We start from the raw sequence: 18,291 nt of genomic DNA, 5'->3' as shown, positions 1-18,291 counted from the left end.
AGGCTCCGTCCCAGTGGAAGACAAGATGCTGACCTGCAAGGACTGTGGCAACCAATTCGTGTTTTCAGCACGCGAGCAGCAGTTCTTCGCCGAAAAAGGTTTCCAAAACCAGCCCCAACGCTGTCGCGAGTGCCGCCAAGCGCGGCGCGCTCAGAACGGCGACCACGCTGCCGCTCCAATTGGGTCCCGTCCCAGCTTCGAGGCCGTCTGCGCTTCCTGCGGCGTCAATACCACCGTCCCGTTCCGCCCGCGCGGTGACCGTCCGGTGTATTGCCGCGCCTGTTACACCGCCCAGGTCCCGGCCGGGGTCTAAGCCGGGCGTCCCGAAAGGGACTCCGGTCATGCCCAGCCACACACCCGACGAGTTCGTTGCCGTCGCGTTCGACGGCGACGAATTGGTCTATCTCGACCAGCGCTTGCTTCCGCACGCGCTCGAGCGCAAACGCGCGCGCACCGTCGACGAGATCGAAGCGGCGATTCAAACACTGGCCGTGCGCGGCGCTCCGGCGATCGGCATCTTCGGCGCGTACGGCGTCGCCCTGCTGCGCGACGCGATCGCGAACGACGAAGAGTTCGCTGCCGCGGCACGTCGAGTACGCGACGCGCGCCCGACCGCCGTCAACCTCGCCTGGGCGGTCGACCGCGTCCTCGCCGCGGCGGATATGCACGCTGAAGCGCAGGCCATCCACCGCGAGCAGATTGCCATCGACGCCGCCATCGCCGATGCCGGCCTCGACCTCATTCCCAAAGGCGCGCGCATCCTCACCCATTGCAACACCGGACCGCTCGCGACGGCCGGCGGCGGCACCGCGCTCGGCGTCATCATCGCAGCGCAGCGCGCCGGAAAGTCGCCGCACGTGTTCGTCGACGAGACGCGCCCGCTGCTGCAGGGCGGCCGGCTAACCTATTTCGAGCTGGCCGACGCGGGCGTCGATGCCACGTTGCAGGTCGATGCCGCGGCGGCGCTCGCGATGGCGCGAAAACACATCGATGTCGTGATCGTCGGGGCGGATCGGATCGCGCGCAACGGCGATACCGCAAACAAGATCGGAACCTACGGTCTTGCGATCAATGCTGCGCATCACGGGATTCCACTCTATGTAGCCGCGCCGCGCTCGACTTTCGATTTCAGCCTCGACTCCGGTGCGTCGATCCACATCGAAGAACGTGCGGCTCGCGAGGTTACCGGGTTCGGCGAGGTGCCGGTCGCGCCCGCCGACGCGCACGTCTACAATCCGGCCTTCGACGTCACGCCGGGCCACTTGATCACGGCGTTCGTCACCGAGTACGGCGTGATTCGTCCGCCCTATCACGAGACGATTCCGTCGCTCGAACTGCGCCCGAACGCGAGCGTCCTTTTCTCGTGAAATTTTATGACTTCATCGACAAGGCCCCAAAGATCGGGAATCTCGTCGTAATCGAAGGCACCGATCGCGCTTTGGCCGATCGCGCGCTCGACGTGTTGCTCGATCGCCTCTTGCCGCCCGACATGCGCGAACTCAACCTGGAACGCATTCCCGCATCGGAATGGAACGATGCGGCGCGCGCGCGGGAAGCCGTCTCGGCGATGCCGTTTCTGGCGGACCGCCGGGTGGTGGTCGTAAGCGACGCGCAGACGCTGCGGGCGCAGCCGCGCCGCGAACTTTTTGAAGTGATGGAATCGGTGCCCGATGGAAACACGCTGATCGTGCTCGACCTACTTTCGCCGCGTTCGCAGCGGCCGGAGCCGCTCGGCGCGCAGGCCGGCCGCGCTGCGCTGCGCATCGACACCACCGCCAACGAGGAAACGCGCGCGCGCTACATCGACGAACTGCTCGAACGGTTGGGCGCAAAAGCGGAACCGCGCGTACGCAACGAGCTGGCTCGCAGCCAAGCCGATCTCGCGAGCGTGCGCAACGACCTGGAGAAGCTCGCGCTGGCCGGAAAGAAGATCACCTACAAGGACCTCGAGGGCGAATCGCTGTCGATCGAGGACCCCAAAGCGTACCGTTACGCGAGCGCGCTCGTCGAAGGGAACCTCGGTGAAGCGCTCGGTATCGCGCACGAGTTCTTTGCAAGCGATCCCCGCGGCGCGGCGATTCCGCTGCTCTCCGCGCTTGCAACCGAGTGCGGTCTGCTCTGGGAGCTGGCGCGTCCGGGCGGGGAGTTGCCGGCACGTGCAAAATGGCGCGAGCGCGTGCTGCGTCCGATCGCGGGCCGCGTCGGCGAGCGCCGGGCGCGCATCGCCTACGAACGGGCGGTGCGCGGCGTGGAATCGATCGTGACCGGAGTCGCCGGAAACGACCCCGACGACCACCGAACGCTGGTGGAGCGGATCACCGCCGAACTCGCGGGAATGAGCCGCCGGTAACTGCCGATAACTGAGGTTATGGACGTCGTTGACTCAGCCTCGTCCGCGTCCCGCGATGTCGATCCAAAGCAACAGCTTATAGACGACATCGAACGGGTGCGCGCCGAACGGGACGAACTCGACCGCGAAATCGCGGCCGATCGGGAGCGGCTTGCCGCGATCCGGACGGCGATCGACACGATGGTCGGGGCGGCATGGCGCGACGTCTTCGGCCAGCAACAGCAGATGCGCGAGCGCGACAACCTGACCGACGCGCTGACCCTGGGTTGGATTGGAAGCTACCAATTGATCGCGGCGGCAGGCTTTGTCTTGGCCGCCGCCGGCTTCATCTATTTCTGGCAGCTCGCCGGAGCGTTCGTTGCGGTCGCGCTCTACCTCGTGCTCGGGCTGATCGGCTATGTGGTCGCGCGCGATCAGTGCCTGGCACCGATAAAGAAGGCGCGCGCTTCGTATTTGAACGGCGACGGAAAGGACGTGCGCTTCGTTGCGTTCACGCGCTACGAGCCGGGCCTCAATCATCCCCTGATCGGTTTGGACGGCCCGATCGAGGGAATCTTGGAGGACCGCGCCTGGAAAATTCCGGGCGTCCGCGAACGCGACGCGCTGGACGAGACGTTCGTCGAAGTGATCGACGAACGGCGCAGCAACGTGCTGCTCACGCGCTTTCCCGACAAGAAACCAACGCTGGTGCACGCCGATCTCGAAAACCCGTTCATCCGTTCGTACGGCGTGTTCTTTCAGCGCGCGCTCGAACGCCATCTGCCCCAGGTCGCGACCCAGGCCGGCGAGTTTCGCGAGATCGTCGGCCGCACGGGGAAGCGCAAGAATGTCGACGACCGTTTGCGGCGCCTCGAGGAGGAATACCGCGAATTCGACGGCACGGCGGTGATCGTCAAGGGGCTCGCGTTCCCGCTGCCGGTACGCAACCAGTTTCTGCGCCAGGTGCTGCTGTTTCGGTTGGGCGATCCGGCGGCGGCGCGCGGTCTGTTCATCTTGGGCAACGATCGCGTCGATCTCATGGACGTGATGCAAACTCTGGCGCGCGCCTCGGCCGCGACGCTCTTGCATCTCTCGTTCTCGCAGATCAAGATCGGTTACGTGGGGCAAGGGGCTTCGACTGTCTCGCGAATTTTCGCCACCGCCAAGCGCGCGCGCTCGATCATCTTCATCGACGAAGCCGAGCGCTTTTTTACGACGACCGGTTCACCGGCGTACGAGTCGATGCGGCGCGAGGTCGTGCAAGCGCTCTGGAGCGAGTGGGAAGCGCTCGAAGGCCGCAGCGACGTCTGGGTCGTGGCCGCGGCGAACACGCGCGAGGGGCTCGATCCGGCCATCTTCACGCACTTCGGCACCGTTATCGACGTCACGCCGGTCGAGTTGGCCGGCGGCGAGGCGCCGACGATCGTGCTCTCCCCGGACCAGGCCGAGGCGGCAGCGCAGGAGCCGGCCGAGCCCGGCGAAGAGCTTCCCGATCCGGTCGCCAAGCGCTCGCGGCTGATCGCCGCCATGTTCGCACACGTTGCGACGATGGAATCGCAGGGAATCACGGTCCCGCGCGCCGTGCTCTTTGCCGGGCCTTCGGCCGATGCGCGCCGCAGCGCGATCAAGAGCCTGATCGATCAAACCGGCCTTCCGGTGATCCAAGCCGTCATCGACGACATCGATACGGCGCTGAAGGATGCGTATAGCGCATCGCAAGCGATCGTCGTCGTCGAGATTCCCGAATACGGCGATCCCGGATCGGTTGCCCATCTGGCGGTGCGCATCGATCAGCTCACCCAGCAAAAGCTGCCGATCTTCATCGTCGCCGAGACCGGCAACGAGGCCGTCCTCGACCCCGAACTGCGCTCCCGGTTCAGCGAGTTCATCGATCTCACCAAGCTCATTCCCGAAGCGCGGTGCATCATGCTGCGGGACCTGCTTGCCGGAAAACCGCTCGGCTTCGATCTCGAGGCGGCGATGGAGGAACTCGCCGCGCTCACCGACGGCATGACGGCGGAGCAGCTCCGGCACTTCGTCGACGAAGCCGGCCGCAAGGCGGCGCTGCGCGCGATCGATGCCGGATCACCCGATCGCGTGACGATCGAACGCCAAGACTTCGAGGGCCGCAGCAGCGCGGCCGAGGCTGCGACGAAAGGCGACGAGGCAGCCCTCTAGCCGGAGGCGAACGACATGTTCGTCCCATGGATTACCGTACGTACGCCTCGCCGTTCTCTTGGAGATACGGAAGCGCCGAGCTACGCTCGCTTTTTTCCGAAGAGGAACGCCGTACGCTCTGGCGTGCGGTCTGGGTGACGCTCGCGCAGGCGCAAGAACGTGCCGGACTGATCTCTGCGAGCGAAGTCGCCGACCTGCGCGCGCACGCGCACGAGATCGATATCGACGGCGCGCTCGCGATCGAACGCGAGATCCACCACGACCTCATGGCGGAAATCCGCGTCTTCGCTTCGCAAGCGACGATCGGCGGCGGTAAGCTGCACCTGGGCGCGACCTCGATGGACATCGAGGATACGGTCGAGACCTACCGGCTGCGCCTCGCGCTCGCGGCGGTGGGCGCGAACCTGTACGGTCTGCTGCACAGCTTCGCCGGGAAGATCCGAACCTATGCGGACCTGGTATGCATGGCGTTCACGCATCTGCAGCCGGCCGAGCCGACCACCCTCGGGTACCGGCTTGCGACCTACGCGCAAGACCTCACGATCGACGATGCCAACTTACGCTTCGTCTTCGACCAATTGACGACAAAAGGGCTGCGCGGAGCCGTGGGCACCGCGGCCTCGTACGAGCAGCTGCTCGATCACAAAGGCACGTCCGCGGCCCTCGAAGCGTTCGTCCTCGAACGCTTCGGTTTGCGCGCGCGCGAAGTGAGCACGCAGACATACACCCGCAAGCTCGATTACCTTTTGCTCTCGGGTCTCGCGGGATTGGGTGCATCGCTTTCGAAATTTGCCGCCGACGTGCGCATTCTGAGCAGTCCCGAGTTCGGCGAGGTCGCCGAACCGTTTGGCCGCGCGCAGGTCGGCAGTTCCGCGATGCCCTTCAAGCGCAATCCGATTCTGTGCGAACGCATCGATTCACTCGCCCGTCTGCTCGTGAGCTACAGCGACGTCGCGTGGCAGAACGCGGCGACCAATTATCTCGAGCGCACGCTCGACGACTCCGCGAACCGGCGCGTCATTCTTCCCGAAGCGCTGCTCTGCGCCGACGAGATCGTGACGCTCGCACGCAAAGTGATCGACGGGCTGCGCGTCGAGGAACGCCGCATCGCGCACAACCTGCGAACGTATGGGCCTTTCGCCGGGACCGAGGCGGTCATGATGGAGGCGGCGCGGGCCGGCGGCGACCGCCAGGAATTGCACGAGCGGATTCGCACGGCGGCGATGCAGGCGTGGGATGCGCTGGCGCGCGGCGAAGACAATCCGCTGGCGCATGCACTGGCCGCCGACCCGGCGCTCACCGCACTGCTCGATCCGGCCGAGATTCGGCGTCTGCTGGATCCCGGCGAACACGTCGGCACTGCGCCGCAGCGCGCCCTGGCATTGGCCGACCGCATCGACGCAATGCCCGAGTTCCCAAGGCAAAAACAAGTGGAGATTTGAGATGACAAGAGCAGATCGGCGTGGTCTCGATGTCACTTTTGCAGGCGCCCCGCGAAGTGGGGGGCGCGAAGCCTGGGGCGGAGCGCCTTCAAAATGAATAAAGGGCTTGAGGTTGGGCACGGCAAGACGAAGGTCTTATACGAGAATCCGGGGCATCCGGATCAGCTCGTCGTGGCGCAGACCGATCAGATTTCGGCCGGCGACGGGGCGCGGCGCAACGAGATTCCCGGTAAGGGACGATTGGCGGCGCAGACGACCGCGCGCGTCTTCCGGCTGCTGAACCTGTGCGGGTTGCCGACGCACTATTTGAGCGGCGGCGAGGACGACGACAACAACGAGATGCTGGTGCGCCGATGCAACATGATTCCACTCGAAGTCGTGGTTCGGGGCGTTGCGGCCGGATCGTTCGTGCGGCGCAACCCGGGCGTCGCACGCGGCATGCTGCTGGTGCCGCGCGTCATCGAGTTTTTTCTCAAAGACGACGCCAATCACGACCCGCAGATCACGCCGGAGGAAATCATCTCGCGCGGAATCGCAATGCCGATGGAAGTCGGTGCGATGACCGAGCTTGCGCGCTTGACGTTCGACATCCTTACCCATGCCTGGCGCCGGCGCGACGTGCTGCTTGTCGATCTCAAAGTCGAATTCGGCCGGTTGACGTCGGGTAACGACAAAGGGCAGATCGTGCTCGCCGACGTGATCGACAACGACTCGTGGCGCATCTGGCCCCAGGGGCGCGAGGATCGCATGCTCGACAAGCAGATCTATCGCAACCTGCAAACCGTCGATGAGGCGGGGCTCGCGCAGGTGAAGCAAGCCTACGAAGAAGTCGCCGATCTGGTCGGCACGTTCCCGGTGATGCGGCCGGGTATGGCGGCGGTCATCGCCGACGCGCCCGAGCGCGCCGAAGCGCTCAATGCCATGACGGCCGCGCTGCAGCAGCTCGGCATCCCGACCATCCGCCATATCGCGAGCCCAACGAAGACGCCGGGATACGTGTTGCAGATCGTGCAGCAGCTCGAGGTGACGTTTGCTCGCCTCGTGTTCATCGCCGTCGCGGGGGATCACACGCTGCGGATCATGTTGGAAGCGGCAGCTTCCGCGCCGGTCATGAACGCCTCGCCCGATCCGGAGCTTGCGCAGCGCGGCGCGTTGCACTGCGCCAAGATGCTCGGGCTCGACGACACCGTGCTCTATGGGCGCACGCTGCTCACCCAGGCGAACGCGCGCTCGAGCATTCTGCACGCGGACGCGCAATTGCAGCAGCAGGCCGGAGCGCCGCCCCCGGGGACACAGCTTGGCTGAGGTCGCGACGGTTGCGCTGCGTCCCGACGAGCTTGCCCGAATTCGCGAGCGGCTCGGGCGCGAACCCTCGATCGTCGAGGTGCACGCGTTCGACGCGCAGTGGAGCGAGCATTGCAGCTATAAATCGAGCCGCCATCAGCTGAAGCGGCTCCCGGTCGCGGGCGAGCGGGTCGTGCTGGGACCGGCCGAGGACTCCGGCATCCTGCATCTCGGTGAATTCAACGGCGAACGCTACGGCGTCGTTATCGCGCACGAATCGCACAACCATCCTTCGCAGGTCGTGCCGTTCGAAGGCGCTGCGACCGGAATCGGTGGGATCGTACGCGACGTGCTGTGCATGGGCGCGCACGTCATCGCAGTCGCCGATCCGCTGCGCTTCGGACGCGTCGACGATCCGCATTCGCACCAGCGCTACGTTGCGCAAGGCGTGGTCGACGGGATCAGCGCATACGGCAACGCGATCGGCGTTCCGAATATCGCGGGCGACGTCTATTTCGACGAGCGCTTCGATGACAATTGCCTGGTGAACGTGGTCGCGATGGGCATCGTCAAGGAGTCGGAGATCATTCATTCCTACGCGCCGCCGGGCGCGGCCGGCTGGGACATCGTGCTGGTGGGCAAAGCGACCGATCCGAGCGGGTTCGGCGGCGCGTCGTTTTCGTCGCTCACGCTCGATGCGGCCGACGAAGACGCCAACAAGGGTGCGGTGCAGGTTCCCGATCCCTTCCTCAAGAGCGTGCTGATGCGCGCGAGCTACCGGGTCTTCGGATTTCTGCGCGAGCGGGGCACTCGCGTAGCGTTCAAAGACCTCGGGGCCGGTGGAATCATGGGATGCTCAGCCGAGATCACCGCGTCCGGCGGCTACGGCGCGCGCATCGATCTCGATGCCGTCAACGTTGCAATCGAGGGCATGCGTCCCGAGGTGATCGCGGTCGGTGAAACGCAGGAGCGGCTGCTCTGGGTCGTTCCGCCCGACGTCACGCCCGAACTGCTGCGCATCTACAACGACGAATTTACGCTGCCGGAGATCGCGTACAACGCGCGCGCGACCAAGATCGGCGTGGTCACGGCGGAGAAGCGCTACGTCCTGTGCCATCGCGGTGACGTGGTGATGGACGTCGAGAGCGAGTTTCTCACCGGATCGATTCGCGACGAACTGCCCTTCCACGACGTGACCGCGCCCGAACCCGCGAACGAGCGGCCCTTGGTAACCGGCATGCAGCTCGATGAATTGCTCGAGCGCGTGCTCGCCCATCCCGACGTGTGCTCGCGCGAACCGCTCTTTCGGCGCTACGATTCCGTGGTGCGCGGATGTACCGTTCTCCCGCGCGGCGCGGCCGATGCCGGCGTGCTGGCACCGGTTCCCGGCAGCACGCTCGGCGTAGCGCTCGCGGTCGCGGGCAATCCGCGCTACGGACGCATCGATGCGCGCGTGGCCGCCGAGCACGCGGTCTACGAGGCGGTGCGCAAGGTCGTGGCGGTCGGTGGACGCCCGATCGGCTTGACCGATTGCTTGAACTTCGGCAATCCGCGCAAGGTCGATCATTACAGCGAGTTGGTGGCCGCCATCGACGGTCTCGCGCGGGCGGCGGAACGATTCGGTACGCCGTTCGTCTCGGGAAACGTGAGCCTCTACAACGAATCGGCTGCGGGGCGCGCGATTCCGGCGTCGCCGATCGTCGGTTGTGTCGGCGCGTTCACCGATCTCGCGACGGTCGTCACAATGCCGTTCAAGGCAGCGGGTTCGGTGCTCTATCTGGTTGCGCGGCCGCAATCGGCACTCGGCGGCTCGGTTCTGCTCGACGTGCTCGGCAGCAGCGATCAATATCTTCCGCGCGTCGACTACGAGCTGGCCGGGGCCCAACACGATGTGATGTACGAAGCGACGCAGGCACGCCTGCTGCGCTCGGCGCACGCGATCGGAAACGGCGGGATGGTGACGGCGATCTGCGAGATGGCGTTCGCAACGCTGCGCCGCGGACGCGAGCCGGTCGGTGCGCAGATCGACGATCCGTGGCAATGGACACACGGAAGCGTGGGCGAGCTGGAGGCGTTCTTCGGCGAGTTCGGCGGATTCGTGGTCGAGGTCGCAGCCGACGACGTCGAGGCGTTCGAGGGACTCGCCGACGACGTCGAAGGCGTCTACGAGATCGGCGTGACGATCGACCGTCCGACGCTCGCGCTCGAGGACGAAGCGTTCGATTTGCATCGGCTGCGCTCGATGTGGTACGCGCCGCTGCGCGCGGTGTATCCGTGAGCAAGCGCATCGCTGTGCTGGTCTTTCCGGGTACGAACTCCGAGTGCGAGACCGTGCGTATCCTGGCGCAGTGCGGCGGCGACGCGCATCTGGTGCACTGGAGCCGCGCATCGCTGCTGCCCGCGTTCGATGCCTACGTGCTGCCCGGAGGCTTTGCGTACGAAGACCGCATCCGCGCCGGCGCGATCGCCGCGCACGATGCGATGATGGATCACGTGATCGCCGGTGCGCAGGGCGGAAAATTGGTGCTGGGCATCTGCAACGGCGCGCAGATTCTGCTCGAAGCGGGGCTGGTGCCGGGGACAGGCGAGCTTCGCCGCCCGACGGCGGCATTTACGCGTAACGGCCCGGTGCCGCATTTCGTGTGCGCGCACGTCCACGTCAAACTCAGCGTGAAACCGGCACGCAGCGCGATCACGGCGGCACTGCGGCACGACGCGCTCATTCCCGCTTGGGCCGCCAACGGCGAAGGGCGGCTCGCTGCCGATGCACCGCATCTCGAAGAACTGCGCAGCGGCGATCACGTTGCGTTCGTGTACGCGCACGAGGATGGAAGCGTGGACGAGAGCGCCAGTCCCAACCAATCCGCGCTCGGTGCGGCCGCGCTGGTCAATCGCGAAGGGAACGTGCTCGCGATCATGCCGCATCCCGAGCGCGATGCCTGGACGTTCAATCATCCTGACCAGCGCCGCGGCGATGCAATGCTCGCGACTTCGGGCGGCGACCTGCTCTTTCGCAGTTTCGTCGAAGGCGTGCGGCGCGTATGAACCATGCGGTCGCGATCAATCTGAAGATTCCCGACAATGCGGCCTACACCGCGCTGGTTACCCTGCGCCGGCTGGGTGTGGACGTGACACGGGTCGAGCGCGCGCAGATCGTGCGTTCGGACGCGACGCCCGACGCGGCAACGCTCGCCGCGCGGGTCGAGCGCGACGAATCGCTCTTCAATCCGAACAAACATATCGTGACCGCCCTCGGGCAGGATGCGCCCCGCCCGGGCGAGCTATGGATCGTCCAGGACGATCCCAATCGGCCTGTCGCTTGGCGGCTCTACCAGGCCGCCAACGTCCCGGCCGAAGCGCGCGTGCTGCGGCAGGCCGCGGAGTCTCTGCTTTGCAATCCCGCCATCGAAAGGGCAATCTATCCGGAATGAACCGGCCGTATACGATCGCGACGCTTGGCTCGCACTCCGCGCTCCAAATTCTCAAGGGGGCGCACGACGAAGGCTTTCACACGCTCGCCGTGCCGACGCGGGAGACGGAGCGTCTCTATCGCTCGTTCGCATTCGTCGACGAAATCATCGCCGTCGACAGCTATTCCGAATTTCCCGGATTGATGGGCGAACTCGAGCGGCGCAAAGTCATCATCGTTCCCCACGGGTCCTTCGTCGCGTATCTTTCGCTCGAAGAACACAAACGCATGACGATCCCGTACTTCGGCAACAAAGCGGTGCTGGATTGGGAAGCGAGCCGCGAGCTGCAGCGCGACTGGCTTACGCGCGCGGGCATCAAGATGCCGCGGCAATTCAAGACCGGCGAGGAAATCGACCGGCCGGTGATCGTGAAACTTTACGGGGCGGGCGGCGGCAAAGGCTACATGTTCATCCGCGACGCGAGCGACTTCGAGAAGCGCTCGAAAGAGCTGAAGAAGGCGTATACGATTCAAGAGTACATCATCGGCGTGCCGCTCTACATTCACTACTTCTACTCGCCGCTCGAAGACCGGCTCGAGATCATGTCGATGGACCGGCGCTACGAAACCAACGTCGATTCGCTGGGGCGCATTCCGGCGGCGGCTCAGGAAGGCATGGACGTGAGTCCGTCTTACGTCGTGGTCGGCAATCAGCCGGTGAGCCTGCGCGAATCGATGCTGGCCGAAGCGTTACGGATGGGCGAGAACGTGGTACGGGTGAGCAAGGAGATCGCGGGACCCAAGGGCTTGTTCGGTGCGTTCTGCATCGAGACGATCATCACGCCCGACATCCAGTTCTACGTGATGGAGATTTCGGCGCGCATCGTGGCGGGAACCAACCTCTTCATCGACGGGTCACCCTACTCGTACCTCAACTATTCCGAGCCCATGTCGACCGGACGGCGGATAGCTCGCGAGATCAAGAACGCACTTCTGACCAATAACTTGCGTTTCGTCTTGGATGATGGCTCAGTTTTTTAGACGGATGTTGCTCACGTGCGCGTTGACCGCGGTCATCGCGGGAGTTGCGCTGCCGGCGCGCGCTACGATGGAGGCCGATCCGGAGGTGCTCTATCAACAGATGAAGGCGGCCTACGACAAAGCGGCCGCGGCGCAGTGGGATTTTCGCGATCAGGAGATCTATCTCTCGACGATCTTCAACGCCGGGCGCGCGTACGCGCTGCAGCGTCCGGACGATCCGGCCTTCGCGCAGTTGGAAACCTTGACCGTGCAGATCGGCTCGGGCTTGCACTACAATCCGCTCACCAACCACGACGCCGCGGTGTGGTACGTGCGGGAGGCAGCGGTCTGGGTGAGCCGCAACAGCACCGATCCGACGCTGGTCGGCGAAGCGAACGCCCTGCTCGAGCGCGTCAACTCCGAAGACGATCCGGAGAAGCTGGCGGCTCTGGCCGATCAGGACGCACGCGCCAACGCGGCAACGTATCCGGCCGACGTCGACACACGGCTGCAGACGTTGGAAGCGAACTGGCGCGGTTGGCTCCTCACCAACGACCCCTCGTGGCGATCGCTGGCGTTCCAGAAGGCGGCGCAAACCAATTTCCCCTTGGCGCACCTACCCACGACCTACGGGCCCGCGTTCGTACAAGCCGCCGAAAACGCCGCGGCCGGCGTGGGGAATTATACCGCCGGCGATCGCGCGAACGCCAAGATCATCGTGCAGCGGCTCAAAGACCTGACCTCACCGCTGATCATCGCGACCGTCACCTCGATGCCGGCCGACAAGTACTTGACGACGCTTGCCCCGGCCGATGAATACTTCGGTCAGATGGGGTACTCGATACTCGGCATCGAGAACGAACTCAAGCGGATCAACTTCATGCTGAATTACAACTACGGCAACCGCGAAGCTGCCCAGACCGTACTCGTGGCGCAGTCGATCGACGACATGCACAAAGTCTATCCGCGCGACCGGGACATGCCCAAGCTGTTGTACAGCTGTCTCACGACGCTGGAGCGGATGAATTCACCCGACGCGGTGGCGGCGGCGTCGCATTTGCGGGGGATTCTGACGGTCGAGTATCAAGACTCCCCGCAAGCACGCAAGGTCCTGGCCGCCCAATAACGTACGAGGTGGCGTATGCGGAATCTACGTTCGATCGCAGTCGTGCTCGTGTTTTTGGCGTGCGCCGCGGCCCCGCCCAAGGGACTCGTGCTGGTGCCGTTCGAGGAGCCCAACAGCACCGACCCCCACGCGGCCGCAGTGACGGAGGCGATTCTCGCCGATTTTGCTGCTGCAGGGATGACGGTACCGACCGTCGCGCCGATCGATCATATCGACGCGGTTTCAACCGCGGCAAAAATCTGCGCGACGAACAACGCCTGGGCTGTGCTCATTCCGGACGGCCGTTCCGAGCAGACGATGAAGCGGGTAGCCGTTAGTTTCGTGACCGTTCTGCACTATCCGACGCACGTCGAGCTTCGCCTCGATGTCGTCGGGTGTAATGGCAGGGTTCTCTGGAGCACGGTGACGACCGGGGATCAAAATCCGGGCGGCGTGTATTCCGTCGGGAATCTCGGTGCCGCCGTCGACGCCGCCTTTGCGAGCGCGGCGCAGGAGGCGGTGCAGAAGTACGTCCACGCGACGATCCCAGAGAGTGCGGCTACCGGCGCGGATCCTAGCGCCGCGCCCGTAGCGCAACCGGCGTCCGGAGCGGCGTATCTTCTGCTCCCCGTTGGCCAGCCGGGCATCGCCGATCCGCGCGCCGACGACATCACCCATTCGCTTGCGGAACAGATGCAACAGCGCAAACTCGAGGTGAAGGTCGGAGCGTCGATCGATCACCTCTCCGCCGTTACGACGGCGCCGCAATTGTGCTCCGCGAACGGTGTGCAAGGGATCGTGGTGCCCACCGTGCGGATCGAGCAATCCGGCGTCACCGGCGCGTCGCATGCGGTCGTCCGCCTGGCGCTGCTCGATTGCAGCGGCGCGGTGAGCGGTCACGGATACGGTGACGCCGACCTGAAGCATGTGACGATGGTCAATTTCGGCGCCGCGGCAGTCGAAGTTTCGGAACGTGCCATGGGACCGGCGCTCGATCAGCTCTTCCCCGCGACGAAGAGCTAAGAGGATAGCGGTACCGCAAAATGGACGTCGTGATCGCAGACCGGATTCAGTTCGCGTTCACGATCATGTTCCATTATCTGTTCCCGATCACCACGATGGGACTCGCGCCGTTCGTCGCGCTCTATACGATCGAAGCGGCGCGCGGCGATCGCGAGGCGGCCCGCGCGGCAGCGTTCTGGACGAAGATCTTCGCCATCAATTTCGCGATCGGCGTCGTGACCGGCATCCCGATGGAGTTTCAGTTCGGCACGAATTGGGCCGTCTTTTCGGCCGTGAGCGGTGCGGTGATCGGGCAGCCGCTGGCAATGGAAGGCATCTACGCGTTCTTTCTCGAGTCGATCTTTCTCGGCGTGCTGCTCTACGGAAAGGGGCGCGTCGCGCCGGTGCTGCACGCGGCGTCGGCCGTGATCGTGTGGCTCGGCTCGTGGCTTTCCGGCTTTTTCATCGTCGCCACCGACGCGTGGATGCAGCATCCGGTCGGCTACGAGCTGCTCGCGAACGGGCGGATCGCATCGACCAGTTTGGCGGCGGTCTTGCTCTCGACGTTCGCGTGGTGGCAATATCTTCACGTGCTGTGCGCGGCGCTCGTCGCCGGCGGATTCGTGGTGGCCGGCATCGGCGCGTATTATCTGCTTTCGAATCGCGAAAATGCGCTCGGCCGCCGCTTCGTCGACGCGGGCGTAATCGTGGCGCTGATTTTTTCGTTACTCGTGATCTTTCCGACCGGCGATCGCAACGGCGACGACGTCACAGCGTACCAGCCGGTCAAGCTCGCCGCGATGGAAGGGCTCTTTGCATCGACCAAGGGCGCGCCGCTGGCGATCATCGGCATGCCTGACACGCAGAACAAAACCCTGATCGATCCGATCTTCGTGCCCGACGTGTTGAGCTTCCTCGCTTACGGAAACTTCAACGCGAACGTGCAAGGCTTGAACGCGTACGCCACCGAGCTCTGGCCGCCGGTCGAACTGACCTACTACGCCTACCACGTGATGGTGGGACTCGGCACGATCTTCGCGGGGATTGCGGTACTCGCCGGACTTGCGCTCTGGCGCGGACGCATCTTTACCGCGACGCCGATCCTGTGGCTGCTGCTGCTGGCGATGCCCTTTCCGTACATCGCCAACGAAGCCGGCTGGGTCACGACCGAGGTCGGGCGCCAGCCGTGGATCATTTACGGGATCATGCGCACCGCACAAGGCATTTCGCCGACGGTCGTGACCGGCGAGACGATCTTCACGCTGATCGGGTTCGCCGGAATGTACTTCTTGCTCGGCGTGCTGTTCTTGTACCTCGTGCTGCGTGAGATTGCGATCGGTCCATGAGCATCGCCGCATTCACGCTGATCGCGTTCATGCTCGCGATGTACGTGCTGCTCGACGGCTACGATCTCGGCGTGGCGACGATCACACCGCTGGTTGCGCGGTCGGATCGCGAGCGCGCAGGATCGATGGAGAGCATCGGACCGTTCTGGAACGGCAACGAGGTGTGGCTGATCGCGGCCGGCGGTGCGCTCTTCGCGCTCTTTCCACAAGCCTATGCGTCCTCGTTCTCCGGCTTCTATCTGGCGTTCGTGGTCGTGCTCTGGCTGCTGATGTTTCGCGGCATCGCGATGGAGCTGCGCTCGCACTTTCCGAGCGAAATCTGGCATCAGTTCTGGGATGCGGCGTTCGCGGCTTCGAGCGCGCTCCTGATCCTGCTCTTCGGTGTCGCCCTCGGCAACCTCGTACGCGGCGTGCCGCTCGATGCGCAAGGCTACTTTGCCGGTACGTTCGGCGAATTGCTCAATCCGTATGCGGTGCTGGTGGGACTCTTCGCGGTTGCGGCCTTGGCCTTACACGGAACGCTCTTCCTGGTCATGCGTACGCAGGGCCGCGCGACCGAACGCGCCCGGCGGTTGGTTCCGCGCGTGTGGCCGGTCGTGCTCGTGCTCTATGTGGCGCTCTCCGCGCTGACGATCGACGCGCGCGGCCTCGCGCTCTCATGGATCGACGTGATCCCGCTGCTCTCGCTGGCGGCGCTGGTCTATCTGCTGATCGCCTCGCTGTGGAAACACGAGCGCGGCGCGTTCGCCGCATCGTCGGTCTTTCTCGCGTCGCTGCTGGTCCAAGCGGCGGCGACGATGTATCCGTATCTTTTGCCGAGCCGTCCACCCGGTCACGGCATCTCGATCTTCACCGCCGTTCCCTCGGCGGGTGCGCTCACGACCATTCTCACGGTGGCAATCGTCGGCGTTGTCGCCACCCTGATTTACGGCACGTTCGTCTTGCGGCAATTGGCGGGAAAGCTCATCGTCGAGGAGTAACGGGGCGCAGCTGTGGATTACGTAACGGAGGCGCTGGCGCATTACGACCGCTCGCGGTTGACGCTCGCCTCGATCGGCAGTCACTCGGCCCTCGAAGTCGCGTCGGGCGCACGGGCGCAAGGGCTGCGCAATCTCGTCATCACCGCCAAGGGACGCGAGCGCACGTATACCGAGCATTTCCGCCGGCGCGAGCATCCGATCGCGCGCGGCTGTGTGGACGAAACGATCGAACTTGGGGCGTTCACCGATCTGCTCGATGCGAGCATCCAGCGCGCGTTGCTCGACCGGAACGCGGTCTTTGTCGCGAACCGGTCGTTCGAAGTCTATCTCCACCAGAAGTTCAGCTACGACGAGATCGAGCGCGGCATGCGCGTACCGTTCTTCGGAAACCGGTACTTGCTGCGCGTGGAGGAGCGCGACGAAGCCGGCAATCAGTACGCGCTGATGGCGCGCGCGGGAATCCGTCATCCGCGCCGGTTCGCTTCGCCCGACGAGATCGACCGGCTGGTGATGGTCAAAGCCCCGCACGCCAAGGTGAGCTTCGAGCGCGCGTTTTTTCTTGCGTCGTCACCGGATGAATATCGCACCAATGCCGAGCGTTTGAGCTACGAGGGAATGCTGACCGAAGAAGGCGTGCGCGATGCGGTGATCGAGGAGTATCTCCTGGGCCCCTCGATCAATCTGAATTTCTTCGCGTCTCCTCTACTGGGCGAATTGGAGCTGATGGGCACCGACACGCGGCGGCAGACGAACCTGGAAGGGTTCCGCAACGTGCCGCCATCCGCGCTCGAGGCGGTGCGCGCCGTACCGATGCGGCTCGAAGAAGCCGGACACATCGCGGCAACGCTGACCGAGTCGATGCTGGAGAAGGCGTTCGAGATGGGCGAGCGGTTCGTCGCCGCGGCGCGCGAGGCGAACCCGCCCGGCGTGATCGGTCCGTTTGCGCTGCAATGCGCGATCGTCGCCGGGCCGCCGAAGGATTTCGTCTGTTACGACGTCTCGCTGCGCATTCCGGGATCGCCCGGCACGCGCTACACACCGTATTCGTCCTACCGCTGGGGGCGCGACGTATCGGTTGGCGAGCGCATCGCGATGGAGCTGGTGATGGCGCGCGATCAGGATCAGCTGGAGCAGGTCCTCACGTAAGCGAGGTCATCGGGCGCGGATCACGGTCGAGCCGGGCAACGCGCCTTCGAGCGTGTCGGCGACGTTGTAGCCGACTGCCTGAAGCTTCTCGGTGAGCGGCTCGGGCTTGGGCGCCTTGGACTCGACGAAGATCGCGTATCCGCCGGGCAGCATCGCCGAGCGGATCGTCATCAAGTGCGTCGGCGCGACCTCGCCCAGTTTGTCGACGCAGAGGGCACGGTCGACCAGTGGACCGGCCGGCGTATCCCCCACGATCAGGTTTTCGAGGTGCTCCTCGACGGCACGGTCGGCGACGGCGGTGGTGGTCTCGGACTCGGTATCGCACACGACGATCAGAACGTCGGGACGGAGCTTGGCGATCTCGAGCGCAAAATTTGCCGTCGAGGCGCCGAAGGTCAAAATCCGCCCATCTGCGGGAATTTCGAGCAACGTTAAGAGCTCGGCCGAGGTGAGCCGATCGTGTGCTTCCATTCCGGCGCTTTCTCGCTCCAGCGCTGCGACACTTGCCGCAGGGACGGTTGTGATTTTGGGCCGGGCATGGTAGGCTGGTCCGGTCTAGGTTTCGCGCGGTCTGGTTCCCATGTTGGGCTAAACGAGTCGATTCCGAGAACAAAACCACAATTTTCCGAGGAGTCCTCGTTTATCCATGTATCAAGATGAGTATCTGAACTGCGTTGATTGTTCGCGCCAGTTCACGTTTTCTGCCGGCGAGCAAGAGTTCTTCGCCATGAAGGGCTTTGCCAATAAGCCGAATCGTTGCCCGGATTGCCGGGCGGCCCGCAAAGCAGCCGGCGGCGGAAGCCGCGGCGGCGGCGCCCGTTCGGGCGGCGGCGGCGGCGGTCAGCGCGAGATGTTCCGCGCGACGTGCAGCCAGTGCGGCGGCGTGGCCGAAGTGCCGTTCCAACCGCGCGGCGACAAGCCGGTGTATTGCCGCGACTGCTTCCAAAGCCGCCCTTCATACCGCTAGTTTCCGTCTAGTGTCGTTGCTCGAAGCCTCATGTGCTAGTGCACACTTCGGCTTCGAGCGCCTAACTAGACGAAAACTACCGA

Annotated in this window: 16 protein-coding genes; 15 read left to right on the top strand and 1 reads right to left on the bottom strand. The window is 64.7% G+C overall.

Annotated features, from left to right (window positions below):
* The first annotated feature begins 341 nt into the window (after positions 1 to 341).
* The 14 genes from mtnA (at position 342) to VMF11_04650 (ending at position 17,241) form a co-directional block, all read left to right on the top strand.
* Positions 342 to 1,367 carry an S-methyl-5-thioribose-1-phosphate isomerase gene (mtnA, locus tag VMF11_04715; GenBank protein ID HTU69605.1) on the top strand — a complete coding sequence of 342 codons (1,026 nt, stop codon included), beginning with the start codon at positions 342 to 344 and terminating at the stop codon, positions 1,365 to 1,367.
* A complete protein-coding gene (locus VMF11_04710; GenBank protein HTU69604.1) occupies positions 1,364 to 2,350 on the top strand; it encodes a hypothetical protein in 987 nt (328 codons plus the stop codon). The genes mtnA and VMF11_04710 overlap by 4 nt, the downstream gene beginning before the upstream one ends.
* An 18-nt stretch (positions 2,351 to 2,368) precedes the next feature.
* Positions 2,369 to 4,507, top strand: a complete 2,139-nt coding sequence (locus tag VMF11_04705; GenBank protein ID HTU69603.1) for an AAA family ATPase — start codon at positions 2,369 to 2,371, stop codon at positions 4,505 to 4,507.
* A gap of 26 nt (positions 4,508 to 4,533) precedes the next feature.
* Entirely contained in the window at positions 4,534 to 5,949 is a 1,416-nt protein-coding gene (purB, locus tag VMF11_04700; GenBank protein ID HTU69602.1) for an adenylosuccinate lyase, read from the top strand.
* A gap of 93 nt (positions 5,950 to 6,042) precedes the next feature.
* Complete coding sequence (locus tag VMF11_04695; GenBank protein HTU69601.1) at positions 6,043 to 7,254, top strand: phosphoribosylaminoimidazolesuccinocarboxamide synthase; 1,212 nt, start codon at positions 6,043 to 6,045, stop codon at positions 7,252 to 7,254.
* Positions 7,247 to 9,511, top strand: a complete 2,265-nt coding sequence (gene purL / locus VMF11_04690) for a phosphoribosylformylglycinamidine synthase subunit PurL (protein ID HTU69600.1) — start codon at positions 7,247 to 7,249, stop codon at positions 9,509 to 9,511. Before VMF11_04695 ends, purL begins: the two co-directional genes overlap by 8 nt.
* Positions 9,508 to 10,278, top strand: a complete 771-nt coding sequence (purQ, locus tag VMF11_04685) for a phosphoribosylformylglycinamidine synthase I (protein ID HTU69599.1) — start codon at positions 9,508 to 9,510, stop codon at positions 10,276 to 10,278. The genes purL and purQ overlap by 4 nt, the downstream gene beginning before the upstream one ends.
* Complete coding sequence (locus tag VMF11_04680) at positions 10,275 to 10,664, top strand: hypothetical protein (protein ID HTU69598.1); 390 nt, start codon at positions 10,275 to 10,277, stop codon at positions 10,662 to 10,664. The genes purQ and VMF11_04680 overlap by 4 nt, the downstream gene beginning before the upstream one ends.
* On the top strand, positions 10,661 to 11,683 hold the full coding sequence (locus tag VMF11_04675; GenBank protein HTU69597.1) for a formate--phosphoribosylaminoimidazolecarboxamide ligase: 1,023 nt from the start codon (positions 10,661 to 10,663) through the stop codon (positions 11,681 to 11,683). The genes VMF11_04680 and VMF11_04675 overlap by 4 nt, the downstream gene beginning before the upstream one ends.
* A 4-nt stretch (positions 11,684 to 11,687) precedes the next feature.
* Entirely contained in the window at positions 11,688 to 12,788 is a 1,101-nt protein-coding gene (locus tag VMF11_04670) for a hypothetical protein (protein ID HTU69596.1), read from the top strand.
* Between the two features lie 15 nt (positions 12,789 to 12,803).
* On the top strand, positions 12,804 to 13,790 hold the full coding sequence (locus tag VMF11_04665) for a hypothetical protein (GenBank protein HTU69595.1): 987 nt from the start codon (positions 12,804 to 12,806) through the stop codon (positions 13,788 to 13,790).
* A 20-nt stretch (positions 13,791 to 13,810) separates the two neighbouring features.
* Positions 13,811 to 15,115 (top strand): cytochrome ubiquinol oxidase subunit I, encoded by a 1,305-nt coding sequence (locus VMF11_04660; protein HTU69594.1) that lies wholly within the window; start codon positions 13,811 to 13,813, stop codon positions 15,113 to 15,115.
* Complete coding sequence (gene cydB, locus VMF11_04655) at positions 15,112 to 16,095, top strand: cytochrome d ubiquinol oxidase subunit II (GenBank protein HTU69593.1); 984 nt, start codon at positions 15,112 to 15,114, stop codon at positions 16,093 to 16,095. Before VMF11_04660 ends, cydB begins: the two co-directional genes overlap by 4 nt.
* 12 nt (positions 16,096 to 16,107) lie before the next feature.
* A complete protein-coding gene (locus tag VMF11_04650; protein HTU69592.1) occupies positions 16,108 to 17,241 on the top strand; it encodes a DUF1297 domain-containing protein in 1,134 nt (377 codons plus the stop codon).
* 6 nt (positions 17,242 to 17,247) lie between these two features.
* Here VMF11_04650 and VMF11_04645 read toward each other — a convergent pair whose 3' ends face one another.
* Positions 17,248 to 17,712, bottom strand: a complete 465-nt coding sequence (locus tag VMF11_04645) for a hypothetical protein (protein HTU69591.1) — start codon at positions 17,710 to 17,712, stop codon at positions 17,248 to 17,250.
* A gap of 175 nt (positions 17,713 to 17,887) precedes the next feature.
* Between VMF11_04645 and VMF11_04640 the strand changes: the two genes are divergently transcribed.
* Positions 17,888 to 18,208 carry a zinc-ribbon domain containing protein gene (locus VMF11_04640; protein HTU69590.1) on the top strand — a complete coding sequence of 107 codons (321 nt, stop codon included), beginning with the start codon at positions 17,888 to 17,890 and terminating at the stop codon, positions 18,206 to 18,208.
* The last annotated feature ends 83 nt before the right edge of the window (positions 18,209 to 18,291 follow it).

Source organism: Candidatus Baltobacteraceae bacterium (genome assembly GCA_035502855.1).
GTDB lineage: Bacteria > Vulcanimicrobiota > Vulcanimicrobiia > Vulcanimicrobiales > Vulcanimicrobiaceae > Aquilonibacter.
Note: the sequence above shows the minus strand (reverse complement) of the source record. Positions and strands in the feature narration are given on the sequence as shown.